The sequence below is a fragment of the Clostridium bornimense genome (assembly GCF_018917145.1).
Classification (GTDB): Bacteria; Bacillota; Clostridia; order Clostridiales; family Clostridiaceae; genus Clostridium_AN; species Clostridium_AN bornimense_A.
The window spans coordinates 37,068-53,508 of the sequence record NZ_JAHLOD010000025.1; the positions used below are offsets into that span (position 1 = coordinate 37,068).

Sequence of the window (16,441 nt, forward strand, 5' to 3'; positions counted from 1 at the left end):
TATTATATTAATATTAAGATTAGATAGATTGTGTGATTATTATTAGTTATAATGAAAATAAAATTAGTGAATATAGGAGAGAAGATATGCTTATAGTAATTTCACCAGCAAAAAATCTAGATTTTAATAGAGTAAATGAAACTTTACCAATGAGTGAGCCAAGATTTTTAAAGGAATCTAGAATTATCATGGAAGAATTAAAAAAATATGATAGTTATTCACTAACTAAGTTAATGAAAATAAGTGATAAACTAGCTAATTTAAATAGAGATAGATTTGAAAAATGGACAGATTCAATAGAGGATGCTAGACAATGTCTATTAGTTTTTAAAGGGGAAGCTTTTAGAGGGATGGATGTAGGGGGTTTTAAGGCAGAAGATTTCTTTTATGCTGATAATCATCTTAGAATTTTATCAGGACTTTATGGAATATTATCTCCTTTTGATGGAGTGCATCAATATAGATTAGAAATGGGTACAAAGATATCTATTAGAGGAAAGAAGGACTTGTATGATTTTTGGGGAGATACTATTAGTAAGGTTGTAATAGAAGATATTAAAAATACAGGTGATAATGTATTAGTTAATCTTGCGTCAAAGGAATATTTTAAAGTTATAGAAAAAATAGAAGAAATAGATGATGAAATTAAAGTCATAACACCCGTATTTAAGGAATATAGAGATGGAAAGTATAAAATTATTTCAACAAAAGCTAAAAGAGCTAGAGGATTAATGACATCATTTATTATAAAAAATAAAATTGAGTCAATAGAGGCTCTGAAGGAATTCAAAGAAGAGGGATATGAGTTTTGTGATGAAATGTCAACAGATAGTGAACTTACTTTTATTTTGAATGATGCTATATATGTGGAATAGGAATAGTATCTATAAACTTGCAAGGAGCTGTCGTACAAAGGAGTTAGAGATTAGAGTGCGGCAGTTTTTTCAGCAAAATAGAATATCAGGGCACAAGTACGAGGGCACAAGGCACAGGTATGTATCAGTGCACAGCATCAGAGCTGTGCACTAAATTGTGCCTTGTTCCATCTAACCTGTGTCATGTCTTTTCTATAATAAAAGGAGGTATCGCTGCTTTTCCTTTCTTAATGCGACACCTCCTTGTATAAGAAGACTGAGTAAGTATTAATTTGGTAGAGTTGATAGTGTTTCTGCTAAATCAATAAATTTATTTTGAAGATAACGTTTATAGATAGGTTCACCTTGGCCTACTACTTCAATATGATCTATGTTATTTATTTTATATAGGTAATTCCAAACACCTTTTTTAGGAGTTCCATCAAAGTTAATGATTTTATCAGTAGAACCTACAGTTGGACCAATGGCAGATGAAACGCTTACGATACCATCATTTTCCCACCAACTATTATCTATTGTAACTTCATCAGGATTATTACAAGTATATGAACCTAGAAATACAGAGCTTTTTTTCAAGAAAGAAATCATATTTATATTTGGGAGTTCATGACCTGTTGTTAAGTTTTTATGGGTGTCTGAACAAGCTATTGATAAGTAGTAAATATCACTTTGTGCAGATACCCAAGAGTTTAGTTCCTTTGCGCCTTCTGGAGATAGGTCCCAGATGCTTAAATCTTTAGTTTCATTCCAAATATTACTTTGAGATATTCTTGTATAGTAGTCTTCATAGGATTCAATGGGTTTTCTTTTTAATCCCCATTGATCTAATTTGAAATCTAATTTAGCATTATCAGGATTAGATCCATATGTTGCAGCAATAGCAGCAACAAGTTGATGAAATAGTGGTTCTATGGTTAACGGTTTTTTAGTTTCTTGACTACCATTATGAGGAGTAGCTATAGTTGTTATACTTTCAATCCAGTGATGATTACCAGTAAATAATGGACTAGTATTCGATCCAGAAGAATTAATTTCATTTTTGTCACCTTGTTCTAATAGTTGAGCTAGAACTCTAATGGTTTCACCACCCATACTGTGACCAATTAAATGAATTTTTTTTACATCATTTTTTGTATTATCACCAAGTTCAGGATATATACCTGGATAGGTTGCACCATATCTATTATGTCCATATTTTTTTGAGTGGTATTCACCATAATCTACGGTTCCACCTTTAATATAAGCATATAATTCGCAGGCTCTATCCCAATTGCTAGATACAGGTCCTATTGTTGGGGTATGAACAATATATCCTTTACTTTCTAATAGTTCTCTTAAACTTGACTTACCACCCCAATAATTAAGACCCAATTCATCATTACCCCATCCAAATAAGCCATGGACCATTATTATAGGATAATTATTAGTTTTATTTTTTGCATATGTTGGAGCAGGTATAGACAATAGAAGTGATAATAATACTAATATAGAAGTGATTTTTTTTAGAAATTTGTTCATATTAAATAACTCCTTTCGTAAATTTAATTTCATTATACAAGCCAATGGAATAAAATGGAAATAACTTTTAATATGATATAGTTTAATTGGATGAAAATAGTGTCTATTATCTTGTATATACTAGTCAGTATAAAAAGATAATAAGTTATTCTATATATATAATTTTTATGAGATAATATAATCAAAAATTATAAAATTGGGGATAAAAAGTTATGATTGATTTAAATAAATTAATTTCAGGTGATATATCTAATTATAGTGAAGAAGAAGTGTTGTATATAAAGGAATTTAGAAGTATTCTTAGAGATGTATTAATTGATGAAATTGTTAAAAATAAAATATTTAAGTTTGAAAATGAAATAAAAAACAATAAGAATAAGTTTGAAGAAGAGATATCTAGTATTATAATTAATGGTATTAAAGGATTGAATGATATGACTACAGAAGTTATATTAAATATATATCTTGAAGATAATAATCAAGAAAACTTTATTGCTTTAATTGAGAAAGTAGAAAAGGATACTATAAGTAAGTTTAGTTAATTTACAAAAGAAGAGGAGAAAAATATGATTTATATACAATATCCTAAATGTACTACATGTATAAAAGGAAAGAAATTTTTAATAAATAACAATATAGAATTTGAAGATAGAAATATAGTGGAAAATAATCCAACTAAGGAAGAACTTTCGTTATGGATAAAAAAGAGTGGATTAGATATAAAAAAGTTTTTTAATACATCAGGAAAGTTATATAAAGAGATGGGATTGAAAGATAAGCTTAAGGATATGTCTCATGAGGAAAAGATAGATTTATTATCAACAAATGGTATGTTAGTTAAGAGACCTATTTTAATAAAAGATGATGTAGTACTTGTAGGATTTAAGGAAGATCAATATAGAGAATTAATAAAATATTAGACATATTATAAAAGTTATAACATCTTATTTAGCACTAGACTATGATATAATAAATACAGTAAAATTAAGTAAAGAGTATATAACGGAAATTCTTTTGATATTGAAATAGATGTGATCAGTACATTATTTTTATAAAATTAATGGGGGGAAGTAAAAGTGGATAAGTTAAGGTTATATTTGGTAACGGATTCAGAAATATTAAAGGGTAGAGACTTTTATGCAGAGATAGAAAATGCTTTAAGAGGTGGAGTAACTGCAGTTCAACTTAGAGAAAAGAACTGTGATGGAAAAGAGTTTTTGGAAAAAGCTATTAAGCTTAGAGAACTTACAAGAAAATATGGTGCATGGTTTATAATTAATGATAGAATTGATATAGCACTTTTATGTGATGCTGATGGTGTACATGTTGGTCAAAGTGATATCCCTGCCATAGAAGCTCGAAAGATTTTAGGGAATAATAGAATAATTGGCGTATCTGCAAGGACAATAGAAGAAGCAAAAGAAGCTGAACTTCAAGGAGCAGATTATCTAGGAGTTGGTGCTATTTTCCCAACAAGTACTAAGTCTGATGCAAAAATTGTTACTATGGAACAATTAAGAGCTATAAGAGAATCTGTAAGTATTCCAGTAATAGCTATTGGTGGATTAACCTTAGGAAGGGTAAGATTACTTAAACAATATAATATAGATGGATATGCAGTGATTTCTGCTATATTGAAAAAAGATGACATATATGAAGAGTGTGTTAAGTGGAGTAATATGGTTAGATAGATTTCCAATTAAAATAGACCTGAAGCAAAATATATTAATTTTATGCTTCAGGTCATTTTATATTATTTATCATTTAAAACAATAGTTGAAATTTTATTTACAGTTCCATCATTATCCATTATTGAATATTTACTTTTTAATTTAGATTCTATCTTAGGTGATAAATTGGAATCGATATATATAGAATCTATTCCAAAATTATAGGATCCTTCAATATCAGCAATATAGTCATTGCCCACCATAATTGTTTCATTTTTGTCTAAATTAAGCTTTTCTAGTAATTGATTATAAAATAATGTATCTGGTTTACAAACTTGAAAATCAGAAGAAAATAATATATCATCAAAATAATCTTTAATACCTAAAATTTTCATTTCATATAATGTAAATATTCTTTGAGCATTTGATAATAAATAAATCTTTTTACCTTTCTTTTTTAAAAGTTCTAATAATTCTATAACGCCATCATAAAGTTTTATATAATTTATAGAAAATATTCTAAATAAATGTGCTGTATCATACAATGTGTCTTTTGATACATGAACATTTTTATCTTTAAAAAGTTCATCAAACACCTCTTCTATAACGATATCTGGATAATTGGTATTAGTTATGGCATTTTGAGCTTTTTTTACTTTCTTAATATAGGCTTTTTTTAGAGAGATAGGAGAATAAGCTGCTCCTTTAAATTTATAAAATAAAGATAGTTTTTCCCATAAAAGATCTGAATCTTCATCGGTATCTATATCTACTAATGTTCCATACAGATCAAATACATAGTTTTTATACATAAGCAAATTCCCACTTTCTTTATATAGTATATATAATATTCTATATAAGTTAAAAAAAACCTTCCTTAATTGTAAATTAAAAGGGCAGGAACTGTGTACAAAGAAGTCAGATTAGAGTGCAGCAGTTTTTTCAGCAAAATAGAATATCAGTGCACAAGTATGAGGGCACAAGGCACAGGGATATATCAGTGCACAGTGATGGATGAAGTTCCCTTTGGGGAATTTCTGAGATTTTAAGTGCCACAATTTTGTACATAGAATAAGTTAGTTTTCTTAAGGTACTTGTATTTGATATAGAACTGTTACGGGAGGCTAATGAAGGTTGCACCTTCATATAGCTTGTAGTGGGAACCCATGATTAATGAAAACAACACTTAAGTATAATAGTTTTATATATGCACTAAACATATCTATAAACACAATTCTAATTCGCTGTCCGCAGGACTTATAATATTTTCTCCACAGGGGAAAATTAACCGACATTGTGAACTGTGAATTGAACATAGGATATTTTTCCCATCGAGGAAAATTAACTGAAACTGTGCACTGAATTGTGCCATAAGAAAAGGAGGTATCGCTCTAACAACTTTTTATGTGTTAATGCGGCACCTCCATATTTTTATTAGTTTTCACTAAAGCCAAAAATATTTCTTTTATTATAAATAAATATAAACATAAGTACAGGTAGAACAAGTGATATTATTAATCCTAAGAGATTGAATCCATTAAATATTATAGATGAAATAATAGAAAGTATTTCACCTATAAAGTAACCATAGACTCCTATAGATTTTTTCATGAGAATTAATATTGTAGATATTCCAATAACTATAGATAAAATTAAACTTACTATTAAAATAGAGTTTGAGGGCATTTCCATACCCATTGATGTATAAGCTTTCTTTATAGAATCATTGAAAGCAAATATAGCAAAATAGCTAATCAGATTAGAAGCAAAACCAATTAGTGTTAACACAGATATTGTAATAATTCCTCCGCCTAGTTTATTTTCCATTAGACATCACTCCTTTTGAAATATTATACATTAAAGTAACAAAATGTTCAAACATCATATTAATTAATTATATATAATTAAATTACAAATATAATTAAATTACAAATATAATATAATTTTACATAAAAGAATAAAATTGATATAATTAGTGAAGTAATTTTAAATAAAGGGGGAAGAAATAAAAAATGCAAAAGAAATATATTAGAATTATAATTATTGTGGCAATAATAGTTGTTTCTACAATAGGATTTTGTTTAATTAATGCATTTAGTAACAATTCAAAAGAAGATGGATCAGATAAAATTAAATTTACAACAGTAAAAGGTCCTAAAAAAATATATGTAAATGGTACTGTTGAAGCAGTGGAAAGCAAAAACATATATTTAAATGCGGAGAAAGGAAAAATTGATACTGTATCAGTTACTGATGGACAAACAGTATCAAAAGGAGATGTGTTATTTTCATATAAAAATGAAACAATAACATCACAAATCGACGAATATAACAATGAAGTTAATAGCTATAATAAGAAAAAGTCTAGATTACAAAGTAAAAGAGAAGAAGCAAAGAAAACTCTTAGTGAAAAGAAAAATCAGCTTTCAAAAATGAAAGATCAATTTGGTTATAATGATGAAGCTAGTACTAATATATCTTCATTAGAAGCAGAAGTACAAAGTTCTGAAGCTACTGTAGCTTCACTTGATAGTGAGATAGAAGGTGTTGATGATTTAATATCTCAATCAAATAGTAAGTTATCCTCTATTAGAGGAAAAGAATATGAAAAGATAACAGCAGATGTTTCAGGGGTTGTAAGGATAGTAGGATCTCAAGATGATTATACAAATCCATATATCATTATTGATAGTAAAGATATGCATATAAAAGGTAGTGTAAATGAAAAGTACATAAGAAAGTTGCAAAAAGATCAACAAGCAGATGTATTAATTATAGCAACAGATAAAACTGTTAAAGGAAAAATAGAAGATGTAAGTGATAAGCCAATGATTAACAAGGATATTGCAAATGCAAGTAGTAGTAGCAGTAACTTATCAAATTATGAAGTAACACTAATTTTAGATTCACAAGATAATATCTTAGAGGGATATCACATACAAGCTACTATTTATGATGGAAATAATGATATAAGTATTTCTAAAAAATCAATACTTACAAAAGAAGGTAAGAGTTATGTATTTATTAATGAGGATGGTATTTTAACTAAAAAGAATGTTACTTACGAGAAAAAAGATAATAATAATGTAAAGATTTTAAGTGGATTAAAAGAAGGGGACAAAGTAGTTGCTAATCCATCTAGTACTACGAAAGAGGGAATGAAATGTGAGTAATTTAATGGAGTTAAAGAATATTAATAAATATTATGATTTAAATAAAGATAAGTTACATGTATTAAAATCTCTAAATTTCAGCATAGAAAAAGGTGAATTTGTAATGATAATGGGTAAGTCTGGGTCAGGAAAGACTACTCTTATGAATTCATTAGGTTTTTTAGATAGATTTGATGATGGTATTTATAATTTTAACGGTGAAAATGTAACTAATATTAGTGAAAATAAGAAATCTGAATTGAGAAATAGATACATGGGGTTTATTTTTCAACAATTTCATTTAATTGATTCACTAACAATCGGAAAGAATGTTGAGTTACCGCTTTTATACAAAGGAGGGGTACCTCATAAGGAAAGAAAAGAATTAGTGGAAAAATATTTAAAACTAGTAGGTTTAGAAGAGAAAATAAATAGATTTCCCAAAGAACTTTCTGGTGGTCAACAACAAAGGATAGCTATAGCTAGATCTTTAATAAATGACCCATATGTAATTTTTGCTGATGAACCTACAGGAGCATTAGATAGTGAAACAAGTACACAGATTATGGAGATTTTGAAAAAGTTAAATGAAGAAGGAAAAACCATTATTATGGTTACTCATGATGGTGATTTAGTACAATATGCTACTAGAGTAATTAGAATAAAAGATGGTGTAATAGTTGAGTAGAGGAGGGATGGTATATGTCTATAGTAAATTTAATAAAAACTTCTCTATATAGTATTAAAGCACATAAACTTAGGGTATTTCTTACGATGATTGGTATAATTATTGGAATAAGTTCTACCGTTGCTATTAAATCAATTGGTGATGGATTATCACATTATATAACCTCGTCTATGGAAAGTTCTAATTCTAATAGATATCAAGTATATTTCAATTATGATAATGTGGATATGAGTTCAGATATGCTTGAACCTTTTGATGAAAATGATATTAATGATATTAGAGAGATAGAAGGAGTTACTGATGTAGCAGCATCTACAGGAATGGGATCTACAGATCAAGGATATGGAGAAGCAAGGTTTTTTTCAAATACAAAACAAATATTTTATACTAGTTATGAAAATGTAAAGCCAGATATTCAAAGTGGTAGATGGTTTTATGAAGGAGAAGATAAAGATAAAACAATTGTAATTAATGAAGATACGGCAAAGACATTGTTTGATAATGTAAATGATGCGGTAGGAAAAGGTATAACAATTAATGATGATACATATGAAGTAATAGGCGTTACAAAAAAATCTGAGAGTTTATTTGACTATGAAACATCTTATTATTGTTTTATATCTAAATATAATCTTGAGAGTTTTAATAAAGCAGATTATATTTCATCAGTTTATTTCTCCGTTGATCCTAATTATGATACAGAAAATATATTTAGTAAAGTAGAGAACACATTAAGCAAAAATCATAACAATATTGGTGGAAAATATGATGTATACGATCCATCACAAGATGTACAATTGATAACAACAATGGTATCTGCAATAACAACATTTGTAACAGCGATTACAGGAATAGCCTTATTTGTAGGTGGTGTTGGTGTTATGAATATAATGTATGTATCTGTAACAGAGAGAAAAAGAGAAATAGGAATAAGAAGAGCAATTGGTGCAAAACCAATTACAATATTATTTCAATTTCTATTTGAAGCAATAATTGTAACATTTACTGGTGGCCTAATAGGGATTTTATTAGGATACTTATTAGGAAAAGGAGTAGGAAGCTTTATCCCAATTGATGGATTTAAAGCAGTGATGACAATGAAGACATTCTTAAGTTCTTCTATTATTTCAATTATAGTTGGAATAGTTTTTGGAATAATTCCAGCAAGAAATGCATCAAAGTTAGATCCTATTAAAGCTATTTATCAATAATAGTTTGTAGTGTGTTTTTTATGTAGGTGGTAAGTATAAGAAGGTATCTTATTAGCAGAATTTCATTTGCTAGTAAGATACCTTTAGTTTTATTAATAATATTTACTTTTTATTGCATTAATAATATCTTTAGAATTGTTACCAACTTGCTTTATGGAAAAGCCTAATAAAAGTGGAGAGGTAATAAATCTAGGAGCAATTTTGCAGATTATTTTTCCTTTCCAATCATAGAAAAATAGATTATAGCTATCACAGGGAGCATAATAGTCATTTAATATATATTTCACTATTCTTTGTATATTGTCAGAAAACTCATTTAGATAATCTAATGATTCTATAATTACATTAAATTCTGTAAAACAGTTTAGAGGTTCCTGTGATAGTGTTACAGTACAGTTGTTAGTTTTATGAATTATAGCGCCTTCGAAATATTTATCATCTAGTTTATCTCTATAATTAACATTTTTAAGTGCTACTAATTGCATATGTGAGTGTGATATAGAACCACCAGAGTGAGGCCCAAAATTTTTAAAGAATAATACAGATTTATAATTATCATCAGATTCTAACTTTAACCAGTGCTCTATTGAAAACTTCATGAGATTGAACATTTCTTCTTTAGAGTACATAGACATATCTTTATTACACCGATATGTTTCTATGATTACTAGTAAAAGAGCATCTTCTAAAGTTTGATATTTATTTTTTAATAATAATAGAGGACCTTCAGAATCAATTATATCCACTAAGGTTTCACGATGACAAAAGGGACAAATTGTTTTCGTATTATTCCAACTATTAGGTTTATTTTTGCTTACTTCTGATATAAATTTTAAATATATATCATTATTCATATTATTCACCTACTTAAATGAAGTATATGGCCATAAAGATTAAGAAAACGTTATAAAATAATTATATCACTAAGATTAAAAAAATATAAAAATAGTTTTTTAATTTAACTATTGACTTTTTAATATAAAATTAATATAATAGTACTTGCTTGAGATTTATTTTTTAAGTGACATGTATGGGAGCATAGCTCAGCTGGGAGAGCATCTGCCTTACAAGCAGAGGGTCACAGGTTCGAGCCCTGTTGTTCCCACCATATATGGCTCAGTAGCTCAGTTGGTTAGAGTGCCAGCCTGTCACGCTGGAAGTCGAGGGTTCGAGCCCCTTCTGAGTCGCCAAAGGTAAAGTCGTTACACAATAGTGTAGCGGCTTTTCTTTTTTTATAAAAGTATATAGAAAATTAAATATAGGTAAAATATAAATATACTTTTATATTGAGGTGAAGATTATGGAAAAACAGTTTTTAGCCATAGAGAAAATTCTACTACAAGAAGAAAAACCGTCTATATTTATAGAAAAACTACTGAAATCTAATAACTTAAGTAAATATCCTTTTAATATGATAGCAGACCTTAATAATATACAACAAAATCCTAAATATCACCCAGAAGGAAATGTTTTCAAACACGTTATGATGGTAATAGATGAAGGTGTACCATATAGAGAAAAAGTTACAAATAAAAGAGCATTTATGTGGGCATTATTATTGCATGATATAGGAAAGACTCCAACTACAAAAATGAGAAAAGGAAGATTAACTTCTTATGATCACGATAAAGTAGGGGCAGTTATGGCAAGAGAATTTATGGAGTATTTTAATGAAGATGAAGAATTTACATCATTAGTATCATCATTAGTTAGATGGCATATGCAAAGTTTATATGTTAATAAGAACTTGCCATTTAAAGAGATAGATAAAATGGTTAGTGAATTAAATATAAATGATATAGTTCTATTTTCATTAGCAGATAGATTGGGAAGAGGGGGCGTAGATAAAGAAAAAAGAAAAGAGATATATAATGATATTGAAAAGTTCAGAAGAGTAATAAGTAAAAGTAATGAATAGGAAAAAACATCAATGGGAAAATTAAGAGAATACTATAATTATTTTTGATTGATGAGGTAGAGATATGATGAAAAAAGTTATATGTTGTGTACTTATTATTTTTAATATTTTAACTTTTACGGGAAAAGTATATGGAGCGGAAGATGATTATGATATTACGATGAAAAGGGATTTACTTATTTTAAGTATAGCTTATCCAGGATATATAGTTGATTTTGAAAAGAATGATAAGGGAAATATATTTGTTATTATGAAGTCTGGACAGAAGCATATTTATGATGATAAACGAGTAAAAACTTTTGAAGAGAAATTTGCAAATCCAGATATACAAGATGTAATGGAGCAAATATATCCATTAGGATCAATTGATAAGGTTATGGATAAAAATATAGATCCAGGAAGGATACGACATTATGGGATTCTTAATGAAGTTTATGGAAAAAGTCGTGGTGAAATAGAAAAAAATTTAAAAGCTACTACTGAAGGTGTAACATTTAATAATAAAAATGGTGCTGTAGAGCAACTAAATAAAGCTTTTAAAGGAGCTAGGGATTTATGCAAAAGGGACGGAAAAGCAGCAGCATGTTTTTATCCTATAAATGGTACATATAATTATAGAGTTATATCTGGTACTGGTATGTTAAGTCCTCATGCTTATGCCATAGCAATAGACCTAAATAGAAATAATAAAGATTATTGGAAGTGGGCTACATTACAGCAAGGTAATGAAAGAATAAAAGAGTATTCAAAAGAATTACCTAAGGTTTTCGAAGAAAATAATTTTGTTTGGGGAGGAAAATGGAGTCACTTTGATATACTTCATTATGAATATAGACCAGAAATTATACTTAAAGCAAAATATTTTGGAGATGAATCAGTAAAAAGAGAGCATTGGTATGATGGGGTACCAGAAGATATAGAAAACTTACAACAATTTATTGATAAAATAGATAAACTTTAAAGGTGGTAACTTATGAAAAATATAAGTAAGATATCAAGAATAGTACTAATTATTATAACTATAATGCTATTAATTCAATTAGGTGTAGGAAATTTAGTAAGTGCGCAAGATGGAGGTGAAAACGAAGAAAAAAAGTTACCGCTTCCTGAAAAAGAAGAGATAACAAAAGTTGTAGAAGAAATTTTTAATGATAGGAATAGGGCAATTTTAGAACATGATTTGAGCCTTGTAAAAGATCATTATAACACTGATAGTAAATATGGTATGTGGGCTTATGAGTATGAGGAAAAAAAGGCAAATTATCTTCATAATTGGGAAGAGAAACAAGGTGCTATCTTTGTAGAAATAAAGCCTAAGGTAGTAATTAAGAGCTTAAAAGGCACAGCAGACAAAGTAAGAGCATATCTTATCTGTTCTACAGAATATCAATATATGTATGAAGATAATATGGAAGTAACAAATGTATTTAGAATAGGAACTGATCATACATTAACTTTAGCAAGAGATGGTGATAGGTGGATAATTGTTAAGGAGTGGTATAAGGATCCTTTTGGTGATTCTTTAGAATTAAAAAATTTAAAAAGTGATGATGTAAAAAGTTTTATAATGTCACAGGAGACAAAGGATTTAGAAGGAATTAATGAAAGAAGAAAAGGCATTATAGAATATGGTAAACAATTTTGTGGTGGTGCTACAGAAGAACAATATGGATTTAAATATAATAAAAAGTATAGAAATTATAATCCAGAAGGTGGGGATTGTGCAAATTTTGCATCACAGATGTTGCATGAAGGAGGAAAGTTTAAAAAGAATTCTTCGTGGAATTGTGATGGTAGTGGAGCCACAGGACCTTGGGTTAATGCAGGAGGATTCAAAAATTATATGGTTAACTCAGGAAGAGCATCAGTAATTGCTTATGGAAATTATGAAAAGGTATACAAACTTGCATATAAGATGCTTCCAGGAGATTTTGTAGCTTATGAAGCTAAAGGAGATGTAAATCATATTTCAATGGTAACAGGAGTAGATTCAAAAGGATACCCTTTAGTTACTTGTCATAATACCGATAGATATATGGTACCATGGGATTTAGGATGGAGTAATCCTAAGATAAAGTTTTGGTTAGTGAGAACACATTGCTAATTACAATAAAATGGTATGGACCTAAAAATCCATACCATTTTCATATACAAAAGATATAATTATATGGGGTGATAAACATGAAAGCAAAAATTTTAGTGGTTGAGGATGATTTAAATATACAAGAATTAATTTGTGAATTTTTAAAGTCACAAGAATATGAAGTTGATTCTGCAAATGATGGAATAGAGGCTTTAAATAAATTTAACAGTAATGAATATGATATGATTATTTTAGATTTAATGCTTCCTAATTTAGATGGACATTCTACTTGCAAAATGATTAGAAGTAAATCTGATGTACCTATAATAATATTGACAGCTTTAAATGATGAAGATAATCAATTGAAGGCATTTGAATTCCAAATAGATGATTACATAACAAAGCCATTTTCTTTTAACATATTAGTAAAAAGGGTAGAGGCTGTTTTAAGAAGACATAATAAGGTAGAAGCTAATAGTATTAGTTATGAAGGGTTGAAAATTAATTGTGATGAATATAAAGCATATGAAGATGGAGAGGAAATTCAACTTACAACTCGTGAATTTGAAATACTTAACTTGTTAATTAGTAATATTCATAAAGTATTAACAAGAGAAATGCTATTAGATAAGGTATGGGGATATGATTATTATGGAGAAACTAGAATTGTTGATTCGCATATCAAAAATATAAGGAAAAAGTTAAAAAAATCATATATTCAAACTGTTAAGGGAGTAGGATATAGATTGGAGCTTAAGGATGAAAAAGAATAGTATAAGATTTAAGATTTTTTTAACTACAGCAGCATTATTAACTTTTTGCGCTTTTATAATATATTTATCATTATATTTAGTGTTACCACAATATTATTTTAAGTATAAGAAAAATAGTACAAGTGTATTAGTAAATAAGTTGATAGAAGAATGTAAAAGCAAAAGTAGTGGTGATGGATTTTTAACTATAGATAAATTTGTTAGAGAAAATAATGTACATGCAAAAATATACCATCCGGATGGAAGTATATGGATAAATTTCCCTACTTTTTATAAAGAAAATCTTATTCCACCGAATAAAGATATAATAGGAGATGGCAATAATCCCGTAAATAAAAATGATGTGGATTCTAATTCTGATAATATTATAGAAAAAAATAATAAAAATAATATTAAGGTTCCAATAGGAGATAAAAGAAAAAATAATGAAAAGATTATAAGGATAACAGGGAATATTAAATTCACTGATTTAGATGAAAAATATGTATTAGAAGTTAATACTCCGTTACAACCAATAGATGAAGCATCTACAGTCATGGCATACTTAATGCCTTATATGATGGGAATTATAATTATTGTATCATTGATAGCAGCATTTTTATATTCAAAAACAATAGCACGTCCTCTTATAAAGATAAATAGGACAGCAAAAGAAATGTCAAAGTTAGATTTTTCAGTAAAATGTGATGTTAAATCTAATGATGAAATAGGAGAATTGGCAACTAGTCTTAATGAATTATCTTTTAATCTTAAAGAAACTATGGATAGTTTACATAATGCAAATGAAAAATTGAAAATAGATATACAAAGGCAAAAAGAACAAGAAGAAGAACGCCGAGAGTTTGTTGCAACTATTTCTCATGAACTAAAATCTCCTATAACAGCTGTAAGTGGGCAAATAGAGGGAATGCTTTATAATATAGGCGCTTACAAGGATAGAGAAAAGTATTTAAGAAAATCGTTGTATATAATGAAGGATATGGAGAAATTAGTCTATGAATTATTAGATGTATATAGGTTAGATAATAAAAAAACATTAAAAAATAAAGTGAAAATAAACTTATTTGATTTGATAGATAAAATAATTTCAGATGTTATGTATTTTATAGAAGAAAAAAACTTTAAATTAACAGTAGATGTAAGTAAAGAATATTATATTGAGGGAAATTTAGATATGATAAAAAAAGCATTTTCCAATATAATAATTAATGGAATAAAGTATTCAGAAGGAAATGAAGAGTTAATTATAAAGCTAGAGGGCAATAGTTTTCAAATTATAAATACTGGAGCTCATATAGATAAATCCGATTTAGATAAGATTTTTGAACCATTTTATAGAGTTGAAAAATCAAGAAATAGAAAGACCGGAGGAAGTGGCTTAGGATTACATATTGTAAAAAAAGTTTTAGAAGTACATGATTATAAATATACTATAGAGAATATAGAAAATGCTGTTAAGTTCACAATAGAATTAGTACAAGTATAATAGGATAATTTATATTTCACAATCGTTAGAAAAAGAGGTGTCGCATTAACAAATGAAAAATTGTTAGCGATACCTCTTTTTCAATTAAGACAATTTAATCAATTTACAATTCACAATTTTAAGGCAAAGGTAAAGGTAATTTACAATTCACTCAATTCAAGCAATTCGCAATGGTGGTTAATTTTCCCCTGTGGGGGAAATTTTATAGTCCTGCGGACGGCGAATTACAATTGTATTTATAGATGTATTTAGTGCATATATAAAACTATTATACTTAAGTGTTGTTTTTCATAAATTATGAGTTCCTACTACAAGCTACATGAAAGCAAAGCTTTCATTAACTGTGCCCTGATATATACCTGTACCTTGTGCCGTCATACTTGTGCCTTGCTAAAAAAGATGCTGCATTTCTTTGTATTACAGACCCTTTTTTAAATTAATGGATTTCCATCTGAATCAGTAGTTATTCCTGATCCGCATAAAATTAAAATTCCTTCTATAAATCCCCATAAAGAAGATATACCACAAGTAAATATTGATAAGAATAGTTGAAGAATACCGATACCTACGTAACCAAGGTACATTCTATGAATACCTAAGCCTCCAAGTAGTATTCCTAAAATACCGGCAGCAACTTTTGATTTACCATTAACAGCTAGATTTTTAAGTTGCATTCCGCAATTTACACAAAAATCAGCATTTGGATTAGTTTCCTTACCGCAGTTTGGACAAAATAAATCACCATTGCCAGTTTTAACCCCACAATTTAAACAAACATCGGCATTATTATTGATTTCATTACCACAGTTTCTACAATACATAATAAAAAATCCCCTTTAATATTTTACATTTAAACTAATAATATCAAAAAAGAGAGGAGGTTTCAATTACTTTTAAATTACAACTTGAATCCATGTTGAATTCATATTAAAAGTCTAATATAAATTTAAAGACGACTGGTAATATGTCAAGATAAAAAAACTTTAAAATTGGAAATTTTCTAGTTTGTCTTATTAAAAAAAGGGTAACTTTAATAAAGCTCATTCTGATTCCAAAATTTTACAGGG

At 28.1% G+C, this 16,441-nt stretch carries 17 protein-coding genes and 2 tRNA genes; 14 read left to right on the forward strand and 5 right to left on the reverse strand.

All coding sequences use genetic code 11. The annotated features are described in order from the left end of the window. The first annotated feature begins 86 nt into the window (after positions 1–86). Positions 87–875, forward strand: coding sequence for a peroxide stress protein YaaA (yaaA, locus tag KQI30_RS10085; RefSeq protein WP_216463179.1), 789 nt, complete (start codon positions 87–89; stop codon positions 873–875). Between the two features lie 267 nt (positions 876–1,142). Here yaaA and KQI30_RS10090 read toward each other — a convergent pair whose 3' ends face one another. Further along, the gene (locus KQI30_RS10090) at positions 1,143–2,393 is read right to left on the reverse strand and encodes an esterase/lipase family protein (RefSeq protein ID WP_216463180.1); all 1,251 of its coding nucleotides are present in this window, start codon (positions 2,391–2,393) and stop codon (positions 1,143–1,145) included. A gap of 212 nt (positions 2,394–2,605) precedes the next feature. Between KQI30_RS10090 and KQI30_RS10095 the strand changes: the two genes are divergently transcribed. From KQI30_RS10095 to thiE, 3 genes are all read left to right on the forward strand, one after another. Next, positions 2,606–2,935 (forward strand): hypothetical protein, encoded by a 330-nt coding sequence (locus KQI30_RS10095; protein WP_216463181.1) that lies wholly within the window; start codon positions 2,606–2,608, stop codon positions 2,933–2,935. Between the two features lie 24 nt (positions 2,936–2,959). Further along, complete coding sequence (locus KQI30_RS10100; RefSeq protein ID WP_216463182.1) at positions 2,960–3,313, forward strand: arsenate reductase family protein; 354 nt, start codon at positions 2,960–2,962, stop codon at positions 3,311–3,313. A 156-nt stretch (positions 3,314–3,469) separates the two neighbouring features. Further along, positions 3,470–4,084, forward strand: coding sequence for a thiamine phosphate synthase (gene thiE, locus KQI30_RS10105; protein WP_216463183.1), 615 nt, complete (start codon positions 3,470–3,472; stop codon positions 4,082–4,084). Between the two features lie 62 nt (positions 4,085–4,146). On the opposite strand, the gene KQI30_RS10110 is transcribed toward thiE, so the two are convergent. Both KQI30_RS10110 and KQI30_RS10115 read right to left on the reverse strand, forming a co-directional pair. Continuing rightward, positions 4,147–4,875: an HAD family hydrolase gene (locus tag KQI30_RS10110; RefSeq protein WP_216463184.1), complete on the reverse strand. Its 729-nt coding sequence runs from the start codon at positions 4,873–4,875 to the stop codon at positions 4,147–4,149. A 622-nt stretch (positions 4,876–5,497) separates the two neighbouring features. After that, positions 5,498–5,890, reverse strand: coding sequence for a hypothetical protein (locus tag KQI30_RS10115; protein ID WP_216463185.1), 393 nt, complete (start codon positions 5,888–5,890; stop codon positions 5,498–5,500). A gap of 185 nt (positions 5,891–6,075) precedes the next feature. On the opposite strand from KQI30_RS10115, the gene KQI30_RS10120 reads away from it, so the two are divergent. Genes KQI30_RS10120 through KQI30_RS10130 form a run of 3 tightly spaced genes read left to right on the forward strand, consistent with a single transcriptional unit; the run spans position 6,076 to position 9,114 of the window. After that, complete coding sequence (locus KQI30_RS10120; RefSeq protein ID WP_216463186.1) at positions 6,076–7,236, forward strand: efflux RND transporter periplasmic adaptor subunit; 1,161 nt, start codon at positions 6,076–6,078, stop codon at positions 7,234–7,236. Beyond that, positions 7,229–7,903: an ABC transporter ATP-binding protein gene (locus KQI30_RS10125; RefSeq protein ID WP_366936893.1), complete on the forward strand. Its 675-nt coding sequence runs from the start codon at positions 7,229–7,231 to the stop codon at positions 7,901–7,903. Before KQI30_RS10120 ends, KQI30_RS10125 begins: the two co-directional genes overlap by 8 nt. Before the next feature lie 14 nt (positions 7,904–7,917). Further along, positions 7,918–9,114 carry an ABC transporter permease gene (locus KQI30_RS10130; protein ID WP_216463187.1) on the forward strand — a complete coding sequence of 399 codons (1,197 nt, stop codon included), beginning with the start codon at positions 7,918–7,920 and terminating at the stop codon, positions 9,112–9,114. 92 nt (positions 9,115–9,206) lie between these two features. On the opposite strand, the gene KQI30_RS10135 is transcribed toward KQI30_RS10130, so the two are convergent. Then, a complete protein-coding gene (locus KQI30_RS10135; RefSeq protein WP_216463188.1) occupies positions 9,207–9,968 on the reverse strand; it encodes a DUF4931 domain-containing protein in 762 nt (253 codons plus the stop codon). A gap of 178 nt (positions 9,969–10,146) precedes the next feature. On the opposite strand from KQI30_RS10135, the gene KQI30_RS10140 reads away from it, so the two are divergent. From KQI30_RS10140 to KQI30_RS10170, 7 genes are all read left to right on the forward strand, one after another. Continuing rightward, positions 10,147–10,222, forward strand: a tRNA-Val gene (locus KQI30_RS10140). 5 nt (positions 10,223–10,227) lie between these two features. Continuing rightward, positions 10,228–10,304, forward strand: a tRNA-Asp gene (locus KQI30_RS10145). A 110-nt stretch (positions 10,305–10,414) separates the two neighbouring features. Continuing rightward, positions 10,415–11,032, forward strand: a complete 618-nt coding sequence (locus tag KQI30_RS10150) for an HDIG domain-containing metalloprotein (protein WP_216463189.1) — start codon at positions 10,415–10,417, stop codon at positions 11,030–11,032. Positions 11,033–11,099: 67 nt separating this feature from the next. Then, positions 11,100–11,993: a M15 family metallopeptidase gene (locus tag KQI30_RS10155; RefSeq protein WP_216463195.1), complete on the forward strand. Its 894-nt coding sequence runs from the start codon at positions 11,100–11,102 to the stop codon at positions 11,991–11,993. 12 nt (positions 11,994–12,005) lie between these two features. Next, positions 12,006–13,136, forward strand: a complete 1,131-nt coding sequence (locus KQI30_RS10160; RefSeq protein ID WP_253287464.1) for an amidase domain-containing protein — start codon at positions 12,006–12,008, stop codon at positions 13,134–13,136. A 77-nt stretch (positions 13,137–13,213) separates the two neighbouring features. Then, positions 13,214–13,888: a response regulator transcription factor gene (locus KQI30_RS10165; RefSeq protein WP_216463190.1), complete on the forward strand. Its 675-nt coding sequence runs from the start codon at positions 13,214–13,216 to the stop codon at positions 13,886–13,888. Next, the gene (locus KQI30_RS10170; RefSeq protein WP_216463191.1) at positions 13,875–15,374 is read left to right on the forward strand and encodes a sensor histidine kinase; all 1,500 of its coding nucleotides are present in this window, start codon (positions 13,875–13,877) and stop codon (positions 15,372–15,374) included. Before KQI30_RS10165 ends, KQI30_RS10170 begins: the two co-directional genes overlap by 14 nt. 431 nt (positions 15,375–15,805) lie before the next feature. On the opposite strand, the gene KQI30_RS10175 is transcribed toward KQI30_RS10170, so the two are convergent. Then, entirely contained in the window at positions 15,806–16,195 is a 390-nt protein-coding gene (locus KQI30_RS10175) for a TM2 domain-containing protein (RefSeq protein WP_216463192.1), read from the reverse strand. Between the last annotated feature and the right edge of the window lie 246 nt (positions 16,196–16,441).

Excerpts from the sequence above, each read along its gene's own strand:
- KQI30_RS10095 (WP_216463181.1), top strand. The coding sequence starts at position 2,606 with ATGATTGATTTAAATAAATTAATTTCAGGTGATATATCTAATTATAGT.
- KQI30_RS10100 (WP_216463182.1), top strand. The coding sequence starts at position 2,960 with ATGATTTATATACAATATCCTAAATGTACTACATGTATAAAAGGAAAG.
- KQI30_RS10115 (WP_216463185.1), bottom strand. The coding sequence starts at position 5,890 with ATGGAAAATAAACTAGGCGGAGGAATTATTACAATATCTGTGTTAACA.
- KQI30_RS10165 (WP_216463190.1), top strand. The coding sequence starts at position 13,214 with ATGAAAGCAAAAATTTTAGTGGTTGAGGATGATTTAAATATACAAGAA.
- KQI30_RS10150 (WP_216463189.1), top strand. The coding sequence starts at position 10,415 with ATGGAAAAACAGTTTTTAGCCATAGAGAAAATTCTACTACAAGAAGAA.
- KQI30_RS10130 (WP_216463187.1), top strand. The coding sequence starts at position 7,918 with ATGTCTATAGTAAATTTAATAAAAACTTCTCTATATAGTATTAAAGCA.
- KQI30_RS10160 (WP_253287464.1), top strand. The coding sequence starts at position 12,006 with ATGAAAAATATAAGTAAGATATCAAGAATAGTACTAATTATTATAACT.
- yaaA (WP_216463179.1), top strand. The coding sequence starts at position 87 with ATGCTTATAGTAATTTCACCAGCAAAAAATCTAGATTTTAATAGAGTA.
- KQI30_RS10110 (WP_216463184.1), bottom strand. The coding sequence starts at position 4,875 with ATGTATAAAAACTATGTATTTGATCTGTATGGAACATTAGTAGATATA.
- KQI30_RS10155 (WP_216463195.1), top strand. The coding sequence starts at position 11,100 with ATGAAAAAAGTTATATGTTGTGTACTTATTATTTTTAATATTTTAACT.
- KQI30_RS10170 (WP_216463191.1), top strand. The coding sequence starts at position 13,875 with ATGAAAAAGAATAGTATAAGATTTAAGATTTTTTTAACTACAGCAGCA.
- KQI30_RS10090 (WP_216463180.1), bottom strand. The coding sequence starts at position 2,393 with ATGAACAAATTTCTAAAAAAAATCACTTCTATATTAGTATTATTATCA.
- KQI30_RS10175 (WP_216463192.1), bottom strand. The coding sequence starts at position 16,195 with ATGTATTGTAGAAACTGTGGTAATGAAATCAATAATAATGCCGATGTT.
- KQI30_RS10135 (WP_216463188.1), bottom strand. The coding sequence starts at position 9,968 with ATGAATAATGATATATATTTAAAATTTATATCAGAAGTAAGCAAAAAT.
- KQI30_RS10120 (WP_216463186.1), top strand. The coding sequence starts at position 6,076 with ATGCAAAAGAAATATATTAGAATTATAATTATTGTGGCAATAATAGTT.